Source organism: Prevotella sp. tf2-5, from assembly GCF_900115435.1.
GTDB lineage: Bacteria > Bacteroidota > Bacteroidia > Bacteroidales > Bacteroidaceae > Prevotella.
In genome coordinates, this window is sequence record NZ_FOWK01000013.1 from 76,652 (window position 1) to 97,410 (window position 20,759).

Genomic DNA, 20,759 nt, shown 5'->3' on the forward strand with positions numbered 1-20,759 from the left:
TATTCTGGAAAAAGGAAAATAAGGAGAATGCCAAAGGGACAGCCAATTGAGAAATTATGGTTCAAGGTTAAAAAAGACTATTCAGTTAATACTATCTAAAACAACAAATTCCAATATTAAAGTCAAATAATGCGAATGTTCTCTTACTTTAATAATATTAATAATTTCAAATACTATGAATCAGCAGGAATTATTGTATAGAATATCTCAACTGTTTTCTCGTTTTACGGAACAAGTTAAAATTCTCAATTCTAATGGGGATTTTAGTATAAATGTGCATGCTGAGAATATCTTAATAAAGATTCTAAATGTCATTTTTGATTGTGAGTTGAAGAATGTTAATTATGAGGAGAAAAAGAATTATCCAAGTATCGATCTTAGAGATCAGACCAAACGAATCGCCATACAAGTGACATCATCGCCTCATTTAGAGAAAATTAAACAAACTCTGTCAGGCTTTATTGATAATGAATTGTACAAAGATTATGACACGTTGTACATATACATTATAACAGAAAAACAAAAAACATATAAACAGAGTGTTTTAAATGACATAATAGGAAGTAAGTTTTCCTTTTCTGCAGAGAGCATAATTGACAAAACAGACTTATTTATTAAATTGAATAAAATGAACGACATTCAAAAGATAAAAACTGTATGTCAGTTGCTTGAAAAACAATTTGCAGATAATAGAGGTGAATATGATAAATGGAATTCATATTGCAAAGGATTATATGAGTACGATCAATATGTCACAAAACTTTATACTTACTTTGATGTCAAAGGTTTTTCGCCACGTGTTAATAATACTGTGGTAAGATTGAATATTGACAAAATATATGTGCCATTGACATTTAAGGTTGATGTTTCGAACAATGCTGACGAGGTTTCATCAAAGGGAGGAAAGTTCTCCTGTGATATTGTAACAGCATTGGAGAACTATGAAAGATTAGTAATTTTGGGAGACCCTGGTTCTGGAAAATCTACATCATTAAAATACTTAGCATATTCTGTATGTTCCCAGAGAGCAGGTAGTAACGAATTGAAGTCATTCATTCCTGTACTTATAAAAGCTACTGAGTATGAAAGGTATCTTTCAGATACAGGACGAACTTTATCGGAATATATTATTGATAGTAATACTAAATATGGGTTGTTATTTTCGGAAGGCTTAGAAAATAACGAATTGATTGTTTTGTTTGATGGCTTGGATGAAATTAATGTGACTAATAAAAGACATGCCGTTGTTGATAAAATAAATTCGTTTATTGCCCAATATCCTAAAATAAAGATTGTCGTGTCATCAAGAATAGTCGGTTATAAGGAGACTCGGTTAAGTTTTGGTTTTTCCCATTTTGAGGTGGAAAAATTTTCTGACGATCAAATATTTTTGTTTATTAATAACTGGTATTCATCAATAGCTTTTTATTCAGATAAAAACCAAGATTATGCTTCGCAAGAGGCAGAAAACTTATATCGAAGTATTAAACAGAATTCGTCTGTCTATAGATTGGCATGTAATCCGCTGTTAATGACAATCATTGCATTAATTTATTTTCAGGGGTGTAAATTACCGGAAAAGCGAGCACAATTATATGATATCTCAACATCAACTCTCTTGGATAATTGGGTTCAACTGAGGGCTAATCAGAATAATAACATAGATCGCGAAACGTTGATAGAACTATTGGCGATTATCGCCTTCCATATTCATGAGAATTATGCCTCAGGTCTAATACCTGAAAATGAATTAAGAGCCATTATAAAGAAAGAATATTTTAAAATATACCCATATCTATCTCCTAAAGAGTTGAAACAGGATATTAATGATATTGTTTCTTTTTTAAGAGAAGACGCAGGATTTCTTTTTGAGAAAGGATATGACGAAAACGGTTTACCATTATTTGGCTTTGTCCATCTTACTTTTCAAGAATATTATGCTGCCATAGAATTTAAAACGAAATGGAAAGAAGGGAGTATTATAGCTAATCTTAAAGACTATATTTATAATTATAGTTGGACGGAAGTTATAAAATTGGCGGCATCGCTATTTAAATTAAATGAGCCAGGTAGATTTGGACGCAGTTCTGTAACAAAGTTTGTCTCTGAAATTTTGAATGTTGAAGAGCTTCTTCCAGGAACCGCTCGCCCGATACAACTTGTTTGTCAGATATTGAATGAAGATGTAGAAATAGAATTTGATATGCTGAAAACAGTAGTAAATAACTTATTTAAACTCTTGTCATCAATTGATACTCCCAAAACAGGCTATCATACGGGTTATATCTCTGAGAGATGTTTTGCTATGCTTTTAACTACGACAATTTATCGGAAGTATATTCTTGATAGAATAGATGAAAGATTAAAGTCTAATACCTCTCCATTATTATCAGAAAGATTAATTTCTATATTAATGAATTCTTCGGATAATCAAGATGTTTATGATTATTTGTTGTCAATCTTGCATGGCAATCATGTTGAGATGAAAGAATATATGTATGAGTATAGAACAGTTCTACCTGTTGCATATATTGTAAAGACTTCAGAGTTCCGCTCGGAAATTGTGAAATATGTAAATTCATCTGAGTTCTCAAAAAAATATAAAGGTCATCTACCAACTCAGTATTGCTGTTGTTTTAATGATGATATAGAAAATATGCTCCTTTCTATCAAACTAATAAGTGACGATAAAATAAAAAAGGATCTTATAAATTTCTATGTTTTTTCTTGGGGATTAGGTAATGTTGATAACCTGAAGGCTTATTATGAAGTTGTTAAGAAGAACTATCCTGATTTTAATTTAAAAAGAATAGAAAACCAATTGGTAAAACTTGAAAACTATAATTCTCGAGGTTTAGAGAAATATCCGATTCTTGAAATTAACAATACTGAAATATACAGGATTATAACAAATACTACTTCATATGCAATTATGCATAAAGAGGAAATAACGATTTTAGATAGTCCTTTTAGACCTGCAGATTTCAAACCATTCTTAGGTAATAAGTCATCTTCTTTTGCCTATTTTTGCAATATGGTAGTAGCTGCTGATAAAACTGATTCGAAAGAGATTTTAATTCATAATAATGAAGAATTGAAACTTTTGATGGAATATGGTCACACGATTCATTGGTTTGCAAATTTAAAGCAAAATTCGGCTAAAATATATGCATTGTCACATCTGTTTGCTAAAGATGAAATAGATAAGGAAATAATTTTTTGGCTAAAAAAGGAATTTTTTAGAAATTATGGTTATATTAAGTTGGAGAAGCCTTTTAAAATGGATGATTTTGAAGAATCTGTAAAGTCTTCCTCGCTGGACGTTTTCGACAAAATAGTGCTCTTAAAGCTAGTTAATCCACAATTCAGAGACAAAGAAATGTTGTCTTTAGCAATCGAAGAGTATAAAAAAATAGAGTCAGAACAACAAAAAGAGGAATGTCGAAATGTAATTATTTCTCTTTTTTAAACTGATGCCATGGGACAGGCTGTGGCAAATTTGGGTTCTCATGACTTGCAAACTCGAATCAGCGTCCAAAGGTCGAGCGCATGAAGAATGTGATAAATTAGAAAGATAATGTGCATTATAAACAAAAGGAAATTAGTTTGGATAAGAAATAATCTACTGGGCATTATGTTATGCTTGGTATTGTTTTTGTTTTGTGCCAATCTTTTTCTTATATTTCTACCATATAGTAAAGAAGCCAGAGGTACTTTTGGGGATCAGTTTGGCGCAGTGAATGCATTGTTTTCTGGACTTGCTTTTGCTGGATTGATATACACAATTATGCTTCAGCGGAAGGACTTGAAACTTCAAAGGCAAGATTTGAAACTTCAAAGGAAGGAACTGGAACTTACAAGAAAAGAAATGGAGGAACAAACGGCTGAGTATGAAAAACAGAATGAAACTCTGAAAATTCAGCGGTTTGAAAATACTTTCTTCAATATGCTAAGCCAGTTTCAAGAAGTTGTGAATAATCTCAGTTATACGGGTCAGGACGGTATAAAGGTCGTGGGTAGGGAAATCTTTAAATATACGTTTGTAGAGGTACCCCTTCATTCGAATATAAAAAGTGATAATCCATTTTTGGATCAGCAGTATATTGGGATAGAAGGAATTTTGACCTATCTTGGGTGGAAAGGTTATATGGAATCAGATATACCTACATATTATGACCATTATTTCAGGCTCTTTTATAGGATCTTGAAGTTTGTAAAAACATCGAAAGAATTGTCGAACTATGAGTCAGAGTATAGATATACCTCAATTCTAAGGGCATTGCTCTCAAGATATGAGTTATTATGGATATACTACAATGGTCTATCGGACTATGGAGAGGAAAAATTAAAGCCTCTTATTGAAAGATATGCGATGTTGAAGAATATGCGGGATGATCTTCCTATAACAGTAAAAGAGGATTTAGGAAGTTATGCTAATTCGGCATTCGTGAAAACAATTCCAGAGGAATAATATTTATAATGACATGAATCGGAAAGAATTTCTGGATAATATAAAAAGATATATCGAGGTGGGCGAAATGTCTTTTTTGATAGGGGCTGGATTTAGTCGAAATGTCAACAATAATGCCTATCCGTTTTGGGGTGAACTTCTAGAAGATGCAGCGTGGAACTTATATGGCGACAGCGGTAAAGCTACTAAAGCAAAGAAACAGAAGGTGCTTAGAAAAGTCGAAAAAGAGTTAGGATATCTTGGCCTGGCATCTAATTTGGTGAAAAAAGCAGGCTATCATGAAGCGATAGACACGTATATTGAGAAAAGGACTCCTTATCTGAAGACTGTTGGAGGAAAACCGATGCTTTTCGTTGGCGGGGAGGAACAACGTGATGTTGTTCATTCTGAGTGCCATGAGCTCTTAAAGAAACTGAACGTACAGAATATATATACCTTTAACTATGATAATGCGCTTGAGTATTTTCTGGGTGATGATGCTCGACAGATGTTGGAAGGTGAAATAAGACATTTGACGAGCGAATTAGACTCTTTGCTGGACCAAGAGAATACTGAGCAGGAATCAAATGGTAACAAGGAGGAGGAAGAAAGAGAGAAGGCAAGAGAACGAAAGGCAAGAATAAGTGAAATTAACGACCTCTTAGAAACACATAGACGAAATCTGAAGACATATTATAAGGTGGTGAAAGACTCTTATGATATTTCTTTGTCTGCTCGCCAGAAGAGCATCTATAAGATTCATGGAAGTCTTAGAGAACCAAATGCTACGGATTATGGATTTGACGGTGATGCTCATACGCAATATATTATTACGCAAGAGGATTATGATACATATAATGACAAGCATGGTGCCTTTGTAAGTATGATGCGAATAGACTTGCTTAGAAATCGTTTCTGCATTATGGGAGTCTCTGGAGGTGATGCCAACTTCTTAGCTTGGATTAACTGGGTGAAAGATGTATTAGATAAAACTAGGGTTCGCTTAGGGAATAGTGAGAAGCATCAGTCCTATTTCATCTACTCTGGTAGTGATGAAATGCCACAGGAGATGAAGCTGATGCTGAGGAATCATTTCATTGAACCTGTCATCTTGAAAGATTTGTTCCCGAACTGCTTAAAAGACGAAGAACGCATCAAGTCTTTTTTGGAATATGTGCAACCGGCAAACAATGATGATGCTGTAAAATTCAACGATTTGTGGAATAGCATAGACGTGATTCGAAGTCCACGAGGCGCAAAGAAATCTATAGTGGAACAGACTTCCATGGATCTGTTGCGTCTAGCAGAAGGTCATAAATTCCACTTACCTCAGTCTGCTGTCCATTATGTCGCTAACCATGTGCAGCTTTATAATCATGAATATCTGACGGAAAAATCGGAGAAGGCTGAGAGGGCTTTGTATGCAGCAGCAGTCCAGTGTTCCATGATTCCTATAGATGTGACATGTGGTAAAAACGAATGGGAGCAAATGGAAAGAGAGTCGGACCATGAGATAAAGGCGGCTTTCGATGATGCTCTTAGTCGAATAGTCTTGCTAAAGAATCTTCCTGTGAAAGGGCGGGCGCTGAAAGAGCTGGATGATTATACGCGTGTTATGTTGGGGCTTTTTAATTATCATTTCCCGACAGCTGATGATTTACTTTCAATGGCTGTTCGTACAGGAATAGATTATGTAAGGCAGTACACTTTGTTGACTTTGATTCGCTCGGAAGAGAAATCAACGACTGCATGTGAGGCTTCTGATTTTAATTCTTTTCAGGAGTTTGCCCTTGCAACTGATTGGCTGAGGATATTGAGTAATAAGCATCGTGCATTCAGTAAAAAGGTTGACGAATATAGGCAGCAGGCAAGGCTATTCTCTTTGAACGAGTATTGTCGTGCTTATCTGGAGTCCATGCGTAGGCATGAAGAGGTATCTACCTATGGTGACGTTTCGGAGACAATATATATGGATGGCTATGATGCGGATGTTGTCAATGGGGCAGTTTTGTTGAATAGTTTCGTGGAACTGGGCGTTTGTTTTGCCAGTCGCTCGATCTTGAAGGATGCAGAATGGTTAGAGTTAGTTAGAGCCTTGAAGAGTCGTTACGGGGCTGTCTTGATATTCTGTACGATAGTACGTGGTGGAAAGACGAATGTGCTTAAGGCCGTGGCACAAGAGATGATGTATGATGAACGTGCAAAGGACTTGCTGCCATCCGTAATTCAAAATATCATCGTATCGTTGGTGTCAGAAAATACGCCTGACTACTTGAAGGGTCGTATGGCGCAATTTGCAACAGAGATAATGCCTGCGGTGAATAAGAAATACTGGGCACGTCAACTGGCTGTTCATGCAGAGGGGATACTTGATGTGGCTGACCGTTATAGGAGTATCTCGGATAACAATAAGTCCTTGTATAAGCTGGTGACACATGGGCTTGACAAAATCTCCTCAAAAGGGTTGAAGTTGAGGCTGCTAAAGCGTGTCCTAAATGTTAAGACGATAGATGATGACCTTACAGGGCGATTTAATTCTTTGGCTATATCGTCAGCCAAGGGACTTTCGGAGAAGGATTTTAAAGAGCTGGTTCATTTGTATCATACTTATGCTGATAAGGCTATCGAAGCCAACAGTCAGCAAGGATGCTTCGTAGCATTCAATATGATAAAGCTTCTGCCCAAGGATGAACAGGAGATAATGTATGGGAAATTTGAACAACGGGCTCTTCGTGATGGGTTCTTGATAGAGGGCTATGCATACAGGATTAAAGGCTATTCGACATTGGTGTCTTCTTTTAAGGAACACTTTTTGCAAGGGGAGGACCTCTGGCACTCGGGTATTAACAATGATGGTGTTAGCATAGGACTAGGAAATGTGAATGTAAGCACTATAGACAAATATCTTTCTTTTAATGAGAAACAAACTATGATGGTCTATGAAAACATGAAGGTGATTCTTGGCAAGATAGATCGGGTGCTGAATAAGCAGGGACGCTCAAAAGAAGATAATGGATGGCTGTCGGCAGAGAATAATTTCAGGGATATTGTGTCGGATATGCGTATATTTGTTCATCGTCACAGAAAGCAACTCGGGCAGTGTCATGATTATCAGGATACGACGAAACTCCTTCTCGCTATATATGACCTGTGCTATTTTGGGAAAGATATTTATCAGCTCATTGCCGACGATAAGGTGTATAGAGCTATCAGACGAATCATAGTTGAAATAGAGATATTTGGTATTGACAGTTTCCGTTTAGTATATGAACAGCTGATAGGCAGAATCATTGCCCACGGCACGAAAGAACTCAGCATTCTATTCAGACATATTGCATGGGTGACCAGGCGTTATGCGAAGTTTTTCAATACGAATGAATTTAAAGAGTTGCTTGCTGCGATTTTGAGAGTATATGAACCTTATTTCTCTCCGGTAGGAAATATGCAAAAGGCATGGGATATGATTGGCTGCGAGAAGGAGATAGCCGAGAAATGTCTGATGGACATAACAGACACTCTAGCCAACTGGGGATGCAGAGATAAGTTCTGGAGTGGGTATAAGAGAGTGTATTATTATGAGAATTAAACAGATTTAGTTCAGAGTTTTAAAACAAAGTTGTAAATTTGCAAACGGGAAATAGAAGAAAGGACTTCGGATTTGGCGGGTTCATTGGGTACGGGAAAGGTGTGCCCGTAGGATTGGTGATGGAAGAGCTGAATATAAGCATGAGGTATTATTAAGACGATACGCCCTACATCTCTCCGCAGGGCTTGGTGACTATCTCAACGGGTGGACCGTTGAGCACTGTTGGTATATGAGCATCCCCCGATTCAGCTTTTCGTGAGCTGGGTCGGGGGATGTCGCGTTTGGTCGGGGCTGGTCACTGGCGGCGGTTGCTGCCGACAAACTTGCGATCTTACTTTTTTAATGTCTTTACAATGAATTTATAGATTTCCTTTCCCCAATGGTTGTGGGGTAGGAGCATAGCTGCCCAAAGGAGTGTCTTCTCCTTTGGGTATTTCCTAAAAGGAAGGGCTTTACTGAAACGCTGGGCGGTGGCACGAAGATCTTTGGCTTTGCGGAGTCTCATGTAATTACGAATAAAATCCCTAACGTAATATGCTGCTTCTCTTCCTTCATCGTCAGGCGTGAAATTCATAGAGATAATATCATATACAATACATTTCTGGCTTGATAACACTTCTTTTCCAGAACTACCGCAGATAGAATCTGGGCGTTGGTAATAAAAATAGGTAAAATCAGGTATGATATATATATGACTAAGGTCTTTCATTGCAAAGAAAGTCCAAAGAATCTCTTCCCATATTTTACCTTCTTCGAATCTGAGGTGATGTTTATTAATAAACTCCCTGCTTATCATTCTGTTCCAAGCTGAATACGGAATAAGGTGCTTTTTGTCGAAAAAGGTGTTGCGTACTTCCTCATGCGAAGTTATTATTTTCTTTGAACCACCCAATCTAATAGTTTGGACTGATAGTCCTTCATCTGAAAATCGCATTGTTTTGCCAAGAACCATTTCAATGCTATTGTCATTCAATACAGGTGCCATCAGCTTTTCCACGCAGTCATTGCTGATAATATCGTCGCTATCGACATAGAGAATATAATCACCTGTGGCAGCATCAGTACCAGTGTTCCTTGCTGCAGAGAGTCCTCTGTTATGCTCATGATGAATGATACGGAATTGGATGGGACCGTCATAATCAGCAATCATCCGCTCACATTTGGCAATACTGTCGTCTGGGGAGGCATCATCTACCAGAATACACTCAAAGTGGTCGTAGGTCTGTTTAATGACAGACCTCAGACACCGTTCTATATAAGCCGAAACGTTATAGACGGGAATGATGATTGATATGGTGATACCCTTTTGTTGCTCCATATTGAGTGCAAAGTTACGATTTTTTTCTTCACGTTACCATTTTAGAGACATTTTATTTGGTAGTTTAGCGGAAACTTTGTACTTTTGGGCCCGAAAAAGAATTAGTAACCCATAAACAAATAAAATCATGGCAGAGAAAAAGAAATTTGAAAAGCCTCAGATGGAGGCTATCAAGCTAAATACGGAAGTACGTATTTTAGCAGGTTCGGGATGTTGTGATGGCTATACAGACTATGGCTCCTCTCGTGAATTTGAAGACCTCATTTTTGAGGATTAGCTGTTTGAGACGTGCAAATCATCGCTCCTGCAGCCTCGTTTGTTAATCAAGTAGTAGGCAAACAGCAACGCAAAGAGGGTCAGGTCTATCGCCTGATGACTTACGTAATACAATGCCCTGTCAGTGACGGGGTATTGCTTTATCATACACTGACGTGTTGTATGGTGCTGCTGACGAACGAAGAGGCTGCGCAACTTACTACACAGCAGGAATTGATAGATAACTGGTTCTTAGTGCCTGAGCTGCATGATGACCGCATGTTATGTCAACAGATACGACAGACGGCGCAGTTGTTCATATCCCCTCAAAAAACTATCACAGGCTATACCATTCTGACAACAACTGGCTGTAATGCCCGTTGCTTCTATTGCTACGAGAAAGGTACGAAACCTGTTACGATGACCACGGATACCGCCAGCAAGGTGGTTCGTTATGTTTTAGCGCATCGTGGGGAGGAGAACGTCAAAATCAGTTGGTTTGGTGGTGAACCGTTATATAACGTCAACGTGATTGACCAAATCTGCTCGGAACTCAAAGAGCATGATGTTCCCTTTAAATCGGCGATGATTTCCAATGGCTATCTATTTGATGCTGAGATGGTGCAACGGGCTAAGGACTTGTGGCAGCTGAAGCAGGTTCAGATAACGCTCGATGGTACAGAACAAACTTATAATCGCGTCAAGCGTTATATCTATGGCGATGTGAATGCCTTTGAACGGGTATTGAGGAATATCCAATTATTGACGGATGCTGGTATTTGTGTTCAAATACGTTTGAATGTGGATAAGCACAATATCGAAGAAATGTCAGAATTGGTATCTTTGCTACACAAGAGGTTTGGGGTCAATAAGCGCCTGATAATTTATTCTCGTGAACTATACTGCAAGCGTACTCTCGAAGATGCTGCAGCCCTTTACAACCAGCGGATGGAGTTGGAACGGCAGATAGATGAGCTTGGCCACAGAGGGAAGCAAGAGCTACAGAAAGAAATCAAACTGAGTCTTTGTATGGCGGATAATGATCGAAATGTGGTAATTATTCCTGATGGGCATTTAGGAAAGTGTGAACACTTTGTTGATCGTGAGTTCTTTGGTCATATTGACAGCGAAGAAAAAGACAAGGAAGTGTTGCGCAGATTCAAGGAGCGTCCTGCCGACATTAAGGCTTGCAATACCTGTCCATATTATCCTCAATGTTTTAGACTTAAGGTGTGTGAGAAGGGGGAATGCACTCCTGAATTACAGAAGGAAATGATTCATAACACCATTATGGCGATGAAAGACGAGTATGAGAGATGGAAGAAGGAAGATGTCTGATGTATGATGTAAGATGGCTGATGGCTGATGGATGATGTAATAACTAATAAATAAGATGGGAAGATGAAACTGAATTATGAGTTTTCTATACAGGAGGTAGCTGATAAGTTCGTGGCTGTTGCCAAGAACACTGAGACGGAGACGGTTGAACAGGTGTTTAACTTGAATGAGTCGGGGGCTGTCATCCTCAAGGCTCTCCAGGAGGGGAAGGATGTGCCTGCCATTGTGAGTCTGTTGTTGTCACAATATGATGTGGAACCTCAGGAGGCTGAAGATGAGGTGAATGCATTCGTCAATATGTTGAAGGTGAATGGGTTGTGTGAGTAGTTTTTTCTAATCTCCCCCGTCCCCTCTTTTCTAAAGTGGGGCTCCACCTCTCCCTATATCCCCTCACCCTCAGGGGAGGGGAAAACTCGAAATCGCAGAAACCGCGATTTCTCCTAGGTTTTGGTATCGCGGGACGACGCGATGTCATGTTATTAATAAATCTTTGACTGAAGACAGGGGGACAGACAGTGTCTCGCATTGGGCAGCGTGAGGGAAAAATGAAAAAAGTGAAAGGGTTATTCCCCTGCTGTCCAGATGTGATGAATGACACCTTTTCCGATACCGGTAAGGCGTTCGAGTTGGCGCAGGGAGGCTCCACTGTCTTTGAGTTCCAGGAATATTTGTTGCTTGGTGGCATCGTCAAGCAGCTGGAAGGCGCTACTGTTAGTGGCGCCTGTTTTTGTTTTTATAAGCATCATGACTTGGTCATCAGAAGGGCGGAGGCGTGAGGAGTCTTCAATATCGAGGCAATGGACATCATCTGGCAGAGGGACGTTGACCCATTCCTCGAGATCCTTGAAAGGAATACGATTTAAGACACTTCGTGTGTCGTAGATTTGAAAGACAGGTTCAACGGGACCATCGTATTCGCTCCAGCTGCTATATTCATAGTCTTTTACCTCAGTAACAATACCAGCTTTGACTGGGTTTTGGTGAATGTAACGGAGCAGGGTGGTGAAATATTCTATGTCGTTAACAGGCTCACTTTTGAAACGTTCTTTGAAGAGGTGACCATCGCGACCATATTTGCGATTATATTAATACACGTATGAACTGGCTATGCGCTTGATGGTGTCACCAACAGGCTCTTCTCGTTCACGGATTAGCAAATGAAAGTGATTTGACATCAAGCAGTAGGCGAAAGACAGGGGTCAGTGTCTCGTCACACAGATCCCTGAGATGTCTGATGGTTGATGTCTGAGGGATGATGTTTGAGATTTGACAAAAACCGCAAAAACTCTCTTTTCTGAGATAAATACTCTTGTCAGAGCTTTTTGATGTTATTAGTGGTCTTCTTACTTGTGTGCAAGCACCCAGATAAGCTTACCCCTAATATCATCATCCCTTTCAGGGATTCTATCTCAGAAAAGAGCAAAAACAGTGAAAACAAATTTCCTCAGCCTGAACGTTTTTGTCACAGATTTTTAAAGGATTCGCACGTTGTGCGAAGTCATCGTTTCTGTGAAACGCTTTGCAGAGAAAGGAGTTTGCTCCTTCGTCGCAAAGTAATCGAGTTCAACTCGCTTCGCTCGTCGAAGAAATTATTCAAAATTAACGATGTGACAAAAGCCGAGGCTGTTCGCCTCTCTCAAGTGCAAGCCATAAGAGCTGAGCTCAAAGCGAGCTTTGGCTCTTCTATTCTGTCTTACCCTTGCCGTTGAAGCTTTGCTTCCCCGGTCTTTTGTCACATCTCAAAAAATTATTCAAGGCCTACGGACTTCCTAGTTTTTAGATAATTCAAAGCTACGCCACTCCAATACCATCTAAAATAATTAAATAGGCGTTTGGTAATAATTACATAGTTTCGTCCTGAAAGGAAAATATGAGTTGTATAAATAACTGCTGGCGACGGAGAATAAACATGTGAATCAGTGAAAGTGATGCTCTGCGATCCAATTTTTTGATAATTTGTGAAAGAAAATTTGCAAAATCTACGGCTAATTTAAAAAAAAGCCGTATTTTTGCAAACAGAAATTAGTAATTGAAAAGTGTAATGGATACGACGCCGAAGGGAATACTTACACCTCGTGACATTGACGAGAAAGGTCGTTACTACTTTGTACGCAAAGCCATAGATGCGGGCGAAGTGGTAAGGCTGAAGAATGGCGTGTATGCCACAGAGGAGGGTCTTTCTGACACTATGGTGGATATAGAACGGATAATTCCTGGCGGTGTGCTGTGTCTTTATTCAGCGTGGGATCATTATGGGCTGACTACTCAGATACCGGGCTCGATTTACGTGGCAGTAGAGAAGCACAGGAAGGTGGTGGTACCGGAATACCCGCCTATTACGCTTTGCTACTGGGAGCAGAAATACTACGAGATGGGTGTGGTGGAATCTGAAGTGGCAGGACATAGGTTGCGTATATACGATATAGAACGGTCGGTGTGCGATGTAGTACGCTTTAGGAACAAGGTAGGAATGGACGTGATGACTGAAGTGCTGCGGACCTACCTAAGTCGCAAAGACCGAAATATAGCCCGCCTAACTGAATATGCAAGGAAGATGCGTATTGGTTCGAGAATGACGCAGTATTTGAATGTAATGGTATAAGGCAATGGGGGAGATAAAGAATTATGGGAAATCGAACAGGACTAAATTGTTGAGTCTAGCACGGAAAACGAAAGGTACAGATTATAATCTGATATTGCTTCGCTTTGTGCAAGAAAGGTTCTTATATAGGTTGTCTCTGAGTGCGTACAGGGAGAATTTCTTTTTGAAAGGTGGCGCATTGTTGTTCGCCTATGAAAGGTTTGCGGCCCGCCCAACACGTGACATGGACTTTCTGGGCGACCATATCAGTCGAGATAAGGAGAAAATCAAGCACATTATGCTGGAGATATGCAGCATAGAGTGTGAAGAGGATGGTGTGACATTTGAGTGTGGTGAAGATAATATCTGGCTGGAAGATATTGCTGTAGAGAAGGAATACAATGGAATTTGTGTTCACATGATAGCGCACATGGATACTATTGTGCAGCCGTTTTCGATTGACGTAGGATTTGGTGATGTGATAGTGCCGCAGCCTGTACAATTGGACTATCCGTTGCTAATAGAGGGTCTACCGGCAGTGAATGTTAAAGCTTATTCTCTGGAGACGGTAGTGGCGGAAAAGTTCCAAACGATGATAGACCGAGGAACAATCAACAGCAGGATGAAGGATTTTTTTGACGTGTACACAATACTTAAAGCGGACAAGGTGGACAATGAGTTGCTGAAGGAAGCTGTGATGGAAGTTTTTGCCAACCGAGGGACGCAACTGGATACAGGGCATGTAGTGTTCTCTGATGCGTTTGCGCAGGACGAAATGCGCCAGAAGATGTGGAAGACATACCTGAAGAAGATAAGGTATAAAGAAGAATTGTCGTTTGATGAGGTGATGAGTGTTGTTAAGGAACGGCTGCAGGGGATGATGGGTTAGTAGCTTATAGAATATTTACAGATAATAGTTAATGGATAATAGTGACTATAATGAAGACACCTATGCTGAAAGCTGGGTGTCTTTTTTTGTTAGAACATAGTATTTTTTGACATTAAAATTTGGTTTTAATGTTGAAAAATAGTATATTTGATTTTCAATCGAAGTTAGGCTGCACCTCGAAAATCAAAATAAATACAAATTTATTTGGTATTTTGCTCGGTTTAGATAAATTTCTTTGACCTAAAGGTACAAAGCGTGCTAAAGATACGATTTCTCACGCTCAAAAATGAAAATACATTCTCATTTTCTTTGCTTAATCGAAATTTTGCACTAACTTTGAAGCGATATAGTGCACTTTACCATGCACTCTACGGGATGGATGTCCCTCGGGTAGAGGAGGTAACTGGTTGACCTATACCCTTATTGCTATAAACCTATGTCCCTTTCCGCCATGAGAATCATGGTGGTTGGGGAAAGGGAAGTAAATAAGGTGATGGCTGAAGTAGGGTGAATGGTGAAGTTGAACACGGATGAGACGGATGTTCCGGATAGCGAAAATATTTGAAAAAACAAAAACCCCAAAAACCCCTGCTGATGTTATAAGTCTTGACAGACTTTCGTAGTCCTTCAAGTGTTATTGCCTATGGAAGCAAGCTTCCTAGTCTATATCACTTTAATTCCTACACCTTTTCTTCGAAAGGTTATAACATCTGCAGGAAAAAACATCGGTTCAAATTAGTTTGAACCTAAAAAATTTTACATTAGTGCTCCCTTTATGGATCCGCACGTTGTGCGAAGTAATCGTTTCTTTGAAACGCTTTGCAGAGAAAGGAGTTTGCTCCTTGCGTCGCAAAGAAATTATTCAAAATTAACGATGGTATGGGATGTAACTGCCTATCGGCAGCTCCCATGCTGTTTTGATTGTCTGTGATCTCAAGCGAGCTTGGCTCACCTACACTCAAACCATCATGCATCATCTTTTCGATGATGTTACATCCCAAACCATCTCAAAAAATTATTCAAGCCTACGGGATCCCTGTTTTGAGCTATTCAAAGCTGCCGCACTCCCTAGTATTTTAGATTAATCAATGCCTACGGACTTCCTAGTTTTTAGATAATTCAAATCCTACGGACTCCGGAAGGATGAAGATAGTGGAGGGGGAGATAGGGGGCTAAAAAGTGTTAATTTATAAAGAAATCCTTTATGTGTTGAAGAAAAGTTGTATTTTTGCAAACAGAAAAGTATATACTGTCGGAATATGAAACAAACGAAGTTGTTTAAGCAGGATGTTGCCATCCAAGCTGTTCTTTATATCCTAAAAAGAATGGGTGGCTCTTGCGATATACATCGTTGTCACAAGATTCTGTATTTTGCCGATAACGAACATCTGTCGAAGTATGGTCGCTCGATAACGGGTGATGCATATGTTCGTATGGACTTCGGACCAGTACCTACGTGCATCTACGACCTATTTAAAGCTGTGAGAGGTGATAGCTATTTTGCTTCTCAAGTGGATGACGTAAGGCGCAACTGCTTCTATTTTGTGAATAACAAAGATATCACAGCTGTGGCTAGTCCGGATATGAGTCATCTGTCGGAGAGCGATGTGGAGATACTGGACAAGTATATAGATCAGTTAAAGGACAAGGATTTCAATGAGGTATCAGAGGCTTCGCATGGCTACGCATGGTCAAATACGGCTCAGAATGGTGTGATTAGTGTAAGGGACCGGCTGACAGAAATGGGTGACTCGGACGACTACATCAAGTATATTGAGGATCAGATGACTGCCGAGGAGGCTGTGATGTAATGGAAATACCTGTTGAAGCAATAGCTGACAGTATTCAGCGTGGTGATATATTGTTGTCGGAGTTTGACGGTATAGACCATAGGAAATTTTTTGTGGTGATGGGTATAAGCGAGGACAAGGTTTGCGGTTTTTTCTTTATTAACTCAAATATCCATCCTGCTATTTTCAACAAACAGGAACAGCTGAATATGCAATATCTATTATTACAAAGGGATTATGAGTTTTTGAAATATGATTCGTTCCTCTGTGCATCAAGTGTAATAGAACGCAGGTTAGTTGACATCTCTGAAGGAATACGGAACAAAACGACACAGGTGATAGGACACATGAAGGAGGAGCATATCACTGATGTGATAAAGATGGTGCGAGAGTCTAAGGTGATTAGTGAGAGGCATAAAAGGCTATATTTCTATTAAAAAGCTTATAATCGTTTCTTTGAAACGCTTCGTGAGAAGGGGTTCTCCCTTCGGTCGAAGTCATCGTTTCTTTGAAACGCTTTGCAGAGAAAGGAGTTTGCTCCTTGCGTCGCAAAGTAATCGAGTTCAACTCGCTTCGCTCGTCGAAGAAATTATTCAAAATTAACGGTCATAGATAGAACTGTTATCACAGTTATGTTGTGTTGCATGTGCTTCTGCGCTTAAGCAAGCTTAGCTCCCAATCCCCTGCAACTCAACCCAAAATCATCAAAATGATTTTTCCCTATCTCTGACCTCAAAAAATTAAACAAAGCCTACGGGATCCCTGTTTTGAGCTATTCAAAGCTGCCGCACTCCCTAGTATTTTTAGATTAATCAATGCCTACGGACTTCCTTGTTTTTAGATAATTCAAAGCCTACGGACTCCGAAAGGATGAAGATAGTGGAAGGGGATGGGGGCTAAAAAGTGTTAATTTATAAAGAAATCCTTTATGTGTTGAAGAAAAGTTGTATTTTTGCAAAAAATAAGATTGATGACAGAGCGTAACAATACATTATCCTCGAACCATGAAGCCGTACTAAGCAGTGCCGATGGCTTCACAGCCTTCAGCTATGGCGGTTACAACATTCGCTTCCGAGCACCCTATAGCTTGGAGCGGTATGTTGATGTACTGCGTTGGGACGATGGCTATTTGGTGGTGCTTGCAAAATACAGACATAATGCTGAGTCGGAAGAGGAGTATATTGACTTGAAGCCTATTCTTGAAGGGCTTTATATTGATTCTGCTTCTTTTTTAAAACCCATAAAAAGTGTACGTATAGCTTATGCCTGATATGGTATCCTTAATGATCGTGAGATAGCTAAAATATCTGAGTTTATCAAGGATCATTATCAGGAAATGTATCTCCGCTGGTCGCAATATAGCGAAAAGGGGTATTATGAGAAATAACGGTGACATTGTGTTGGAAGATAGAAGGAATGTTGCCGAAGCTGATGAAGATGATGGAGGGAGAGATGTATATATGAATATTGCGTTTTTATTAGGAAATGGTTTTGACCTGCAACTGGGGTTGAAAACAAAATATGAAAACTTTTATGGATATTATAGTCAGAGACCATCTGCTAATGAACTAATATTACATCTGAAAGAGCATATCAACGACTATCTTGAAGGTAAGAAAAATAGATTGCCAGATGTAAATTGGGAAGATTTGGAGCTGGCTTTGGGCAAATACACCAAGGAATTGAAGTCATACGAGGAACTAAAGATAGTTTATCTTGATATCAACAAGGAATTGATGGAATACCTGCGTAAGCAGGAAAAACAATTTGTCCGTGATGAAAAGATATGTGGTAAATTGAGAGTAGACTTCAGCCAGCCAGAGCGATACCTGAGTATCAACGAGAAAAAAAGATATGCGCGTTTGGTTGATGGGGATACAGGACTTTTCATTCTTTCGTTGAATTATACGAAGTGTTGTGAGACAATCTACGAGAAAAATGGACCAACTGTCAATGCTGTAGGAAGAAGCACCAACTGGGGTGAGATAGCTCATGTTCACGGTGATTTGGAAATGCTGAATGTGCTTATGGGCGTGAACGACACGTCTCAGATAGCCAATGAGGATTTAAGGGAGGATGTCAGGGTGAAGCGAATGCTGGTGAAACCTTTGACGAATGACATGCTTGACAATCAGAGAAAAGCACACCTAACGAATTTACTGAGCAATGCAAAGGTGATAGCTGTATATGGCGCATCGCTTGGAGATTCTGACTTGATGTGGAGAGCAAAGTTGAGAGATTTGCTAAAACAAGAGAAATGCTATTTCCTGATTAATGAGTATCAGGATGGTTTCGACAATATCTATGACCAGATGGAAGCAGAGGATCAAGCCAAGGCAAATTTCATTACCAAACTTGGATTAGGTGATGAAGTAGAGAAATACAGAAACTATGTGTTTGTGGCTGTGACAAAGAGTATGTTTAAACCAGAAGAGTGGAAACAGGTTTAGCTATGGATCAAGAGACTAGGTGGATGGTGAGGTATAAGATGTATGATGGTTTAGGGTTGGGACAAGCGTGATAGTTATCTGTATTTATATAGGAGATATGGTATAACATATTAAAAAAATGGATTTATTTGAATTGTTACAGAGGGGGTATTTCCCGAAAGAACTGCCTCCAGCGTTTAATACTTATAAGTTTGCGCTGAAGGGACAGGATTTCCTTTCAGGAATTAGTGCCGTAAACGGATATGATAAGAAATCTTCTGCTCCTGCACTTTATTCTATTGAGAAAAGTGATGTGTCAAGAAGGACAATACATATTCCTAATCCTCTCAATTATTTGAAATTGGCTGATGTGATCGTTAGAAACGAGATGAATATTATCCAAAACATTCCACATTCACCATATTCTATTAGTAAAGCTTATTATGAGTCGGATATATCAAAGAGATGTATTATACCTCGTCATATATTACTTTCTGTTATTCAGCGTGAAAAATTGAAGATGGCTCTCTCAAAACGCTATGAAGTAAAACTTGATGTCGCAAACTTTTATCCGACGATTTATACTCATTCGATTTCATGGGCATTATTAGGACGTGACAAAGCTAAAGCTATATGGAGTATGAGTAGGGCTCAGCGTAGTGCCCACACCCCTGCTTCAGAGGTGACGTTGTATCAGATGGCTGATGATATTGATGTGGCACTCAGAAATTGTAATGAGTGTCAGACTCATGGTATCTTAATTGGACCTGATGTGTCATTTCTGATAGGTGAGTTAATCATGTCTAGAATTGATGCTAATATGGCAGTAAGATATCCGCAATTGAAGGGACATCGTTATTATGATGATTATACTTATTATGTAGATACAAGTGAGGAGGCAGATGAAATCTATCAGTCTTTACAAGAAGAGCTGAGACAGTTTGGCTTGGAGATTAATGAAGCAAAATTTGTCAAGAAGAAAGCTCCTTCTGCAATCAATGAGGAATATGTACGGGAAATTAATCCAGTGAGGATTACAAATAATAATATGGTAAAAACCGATGGGTTGATTCGCCTTTTTGACATTATGTGGAAGTGCGCAGAACTGAAACCTGAGAAAACGCTGACAATCTTTAGGTATGGTTTGAGTTTGTTAATTAATCAGCGTGTCAAACTGGATAAGAGTAATAAGGATATTTATGAGCCATTACTATACAAGACAGCAATTCTCAATCCGTCTCTTCTGCCGTCTATATGCAAGATATTTGACTTTAGTTCAGAACGACCGTCCATAGATATGTTATCTGATACGATAACGACAATTCTTAAAGAGCATGTACCTTACGCAAAGGATAATGAAGTGGCATGGGCTTTGTGGATGTGTAAGAAATATGGTATAGAGGTTGAGAAGCAATGGATATGTAACATTTTTCAGATGAGAAGTGCTATTTGCTCTATTATTCTTTTGGATATTCTGCATAATCTACAGTCAACATTACTTGTTGATGCTGATGTTCAGACGTATATTGGGAATCTAAGTACTTCATGGAGCGCTAACTCTTTGTATTCGGAGGATTGGTTGTTGATGTATGAGGCTTCAGAACATGGATGGATAAATAATAGTGCTTATATCGCTGCTGATCCTTTTTTCTCAATGTTACACAATGAAGGTGTGATGTTCTATGATTGTAATACGGATGCAGATTATACATCATACGATTATATAGAAAGACTTCCATATGATTATTATCCACTCTCGACCAGAGATGAGGCAAATATTTTGAAAGACAAAATTCTGGATAAGGTCAGGAAAGAGGCCTTTAATAAGTATATTGATGATGACTCGGAGGATGGTGGAGAGGTAAAGAATTTACGTGATTTGATAGATGCTGAAATAGAGGATATGGACTTTGACAGGGATATTCTTGATCGTATATTGAATCCTGTTTTTCGAGGAGAAGAGATTGATGATGAAAAACTTGTTCGGGAGTTCATAGAACGTATAAGGCTATATTCTGGTTATTAAGTTGGATTGTTGATGAATGGTCGCTGTTGCCAGAGTGTGTTAATTACGGTATTAATAACGGGGATGCTTGAAAAATATGCCTATTATCTGAGGAATA

The 20,759-nt window shown here is 39.1% G+C and carries 15 protein-coding genes; 14 read left to right on the forward strand and 1 reads right to left on the reverse strand.

All coding sequences use genetic code 11. From position 1 onward, the window contains the following. The first annotated feature begins 175 nt into the window (after positions 1-175). From BM257_RS12935 to BM257_RS12945, 3 genes are all read left to right on the forward strand, one after another. Entirely contained in the window at positions 176-3,469 is a 3,294-nt protein-coding gene (locus tag BM257_RS12935) for an SMEK domain-containing protein (RefSeq protein WP_092073496.1), read from the forward strand. A 318-nt stretch (positions 3,470-3,787) separates the two neighbouring features. Continuing rightward, positions 3,788-4,471, forward strand: a complete 684-nt coding sequence (locus tag BM257_RS12940; RefSeq protein ID WP_143096861.1) for a putative phage abortive infection protein — start codon at positions 3,788-3,790, stop codon at positions 4,469-4,471. A gap of 259 nt (positions 4,472-4,730) precedes the next feature. Then, positions 4,731-8,036 (forward strand): SIR2 family protein, encoded by a 3,306-nt coding sequence (locus BM257_RS12945; RefSeq protein WP_255405836.1) that lies wholly within the window; start codon positions 4,731-4,733, stop codon positions 8,034-8,036. 331 nt (positions 8,037-8,367) lie between these two features. Here the strand turns inward: BM257_RS12945 and BM257_RS12950 are convergent, their stop codons facing one another. Beyond that, positions 8,368-9,354: a glycosyltransferase family 2 protein gene (locus BM257_RS12950; RefSeq protein ID WP_092073505.1), complete on the reverse strand. Its 987-nt coding sequence runs from the start codon at positions 9,352-9,354 to the stop codon at positions 8,368-8,370. Between the two features lie 127 nt (positions 9,355-9,481). Here BM257_RS12950 and BM257_RS14970 point away from each other — a divergent pair, with 127 nt between their 5' ends. The 11 genes from BM257_RS14970 (at position 9,482) to BM257_RS13010 (ending at position 20,662) form a co-directional block, all read left to right on the forward strand. Then, on the forward strand, positions 9,482-9,631 hold the full coding sequence (locus BM257_RS14970) for a hypothetical protein (RefSeq protein WP_177216128.1): 150 nt from the start codon (positions 9,482-9,484) through the stop codon (positions 9,629-9,631). An 11-nt stretch (positions 9,632-9,642) separates the two neighbouring features. Next, a complete protein-coding gene (locus tag BM257_RS12955; RefSeq protein WP_092073508.1) occupies positions 9,643-10,947 on the forward strand; it encodes a radical SAM/SPASM domain-containing protein in 1,305 nt (434 codons plus the stop codon). Between the two features lie 63 nt (positions 10,948-11,010). Next, positions 11,011-11,274 (forward strand): PqqD family protein, encoded by a 264-nt coding sequence (locus BM257_RS12960; protein ID WP_092073511.1) that lies wholly within the window; start codon positions 11,011-11,013, stop codon positions 11,272-11,274. Between the two features lie 227 nt (positions 11,275-11,501). Further along, positions 11,502-11,723, forward strand: a complete 222-nt coding sequence (locus BM257_RS12965; protein WP_143096862.1) for a hypothetical protein — start codon at positions 11,502-11,504, stop codon at positions 11,721-11,723. Positions 11,724-12,988: 1,265 nt separating this feature from the next. After that, complete coding sequence (locus BM257_RS12975; RefSeq protein WP_255405834.1) at positions 12,989-13,549, forward strand: type IV toxin-antitoxin system AbiEi family antitoxin domain-containing protein; 561 nt, start codon at positions 12,989-12,991, stop codon at positions 13,547-13,549. Between the two features lie 4 nt (positions 13,550-13,553). Next, positions 13,554-14,417: a nucleotidyl transferase AbiEii/AbiGii toxin family protein gene (locus BM257_RS12980; protein ID WP_092073520.1), complete on the forward strand. Its 864-nt coding sequence runs from the start codon at positions 13,554-13,556 to the stop codon at positions 14,415-14,417. A 1,259-nt stretch (positions 14,418-15,676) separates the two neighbouring features. Beyond that, positions 15,677-16,228 carry a Panacea domain-containing protein gene (locus BM257_RS12990; RefSeq protein ID WP_092073526.1) on the forward strand — a complete coding sequence of 184 codons (552 nt, stop codon included), beginning with the start codon at positions 15,677-15,679 and terminating at the stop codon, positions 16,226-16,228. Next, entirely contained in the window at positions 16,228-16,644 is a 417-nt protein-coding gene (locus BM257_RS12995) for a hypothetical protein (protein ID WP_092073529.1), read from the forward strand. Before BM257_RS12990 ends, BM257_RS12995 begins: the two co-directional genes overlap by 1 nt. A 533-nt stretch (positions 16,645-17,177) precedes the next feature. Continuing rightward, on the forward strand, positions 17,178-17,477 hold the full coding sequence (locus tag BM257_RS13000) for a DUF7724 family protein (RefSeq protein ID WP_092073532.1): 300 nt from the start codon (positions 17,178-17,180) through the stop codon (positions 17,475-17,477). 106 nt (positions 17,478-17,583) lie between these two features. Continuing rightward, positions 17,584-18,657 (forward strand): AbiH family protein, encoded by a 1,074-nt coding sequence (locus BM257_RS13005; protein WP_092073535.1) that lies wholly within the window; start codon positions 17,584-17,586, stop codon positions 18,655-18,657. Positions 18,658-18,775: 118 nt separating this feature from the next. Then, positions 18,776-20,662, forward strand: a complete 1,887-nt coding sequence (locus tag BM257_RS13010; protein ID WP_092073538.1) for an RNA-directed DNA polymerase — start codon at positions 18,776-18,778, stop codon at positions 20,660-20,662. Positions 20,663-20,759 lie beyond the last annotated feature (97 nt).

Bases quoted from the DNA above. Each gene is read 5' to 3' on its own strand.
- BM257_RS14970 (WP_177216128.1), top strand. From the start codon at position 9,482: ATGGCAGAGAAAAAGAAATTTGAAAAGCCTCAGATGGAGGCTATCAAG.
- BM257_RS12995 (WP_092073529.1), top strand. From the start codon at position 16,228: ATGGAAATACCTGTTGAAGCAATAGCTGACAGTATTCAGCGTGGTGAT.
- BM257_RS12980 (WP_092073520.1), top strand. From the start codon at position 13,554: ATGGGGGAGATAAAGAATTATGGGAAATCGAACAGGACTAAATTGTTG.
- BM257_RS12935 (WP_092073496.1), top strand. From the start codon at position 176: ATGAATCAGCAGGAATTATTGTATAGAATATCTCAACTGTTTTCTCGT.
- BM257_RS13010 (WP_092073538.1), top strand. From the start codon at position 18,776: ATGGATTTATTTGAATTGTTACAGAGGGGGTATTTCCCGAAAGAACTG.
- BM257_RS13000 (WP_092073532.1), top strand. From the start codon at position 17,178: ATGACAGAGCGTAACAATACATTATCCTCGAACCATGAAGCCGTACTA.
- BM257_RS12960 (WP_092073511.1), top strand. From the start codon at position 11,011: ATGAAACTGAATTATGAGTTTTCTATACAGGAGGTAGCTGATAAGTTC.
- BM257_RS12950 (WP_092073505.1), bottom strand. From the start codon at position 9,354: ATGGAGCAACAAAAGGGTATCACCATATCAATCATCATTCCCGTCTAT.
- BM257_RS12990 (WP_092073526.1), top strand. From the start codon at position 15,677: ATGAAACAAACGAAGTTGTTTAAGCAGGATGTTGCCATCCAAGCTGTT.
- BM257_RS12940 (WP_143096861.1), top strand. From the start codon at position 3,788: ATGCTTCAGCGGAAGGACTTGAAACTTCAAAGGCAAGATTTGAAACTT.
- BM257_RS12975 (WP_255405834.1), top strand. From the start codon at position 12,989: ATGGATACGACGCCGAAGGGAATACTTACACCTCGTGACATTGACGAG.
- BM257_RS13005 (WP_092073535.1), top strand. From the start codon at position 17,584: ATGAGAAATAACGGTGACATTGTGTTGGAAGATAGAAGGAATGTTGCC.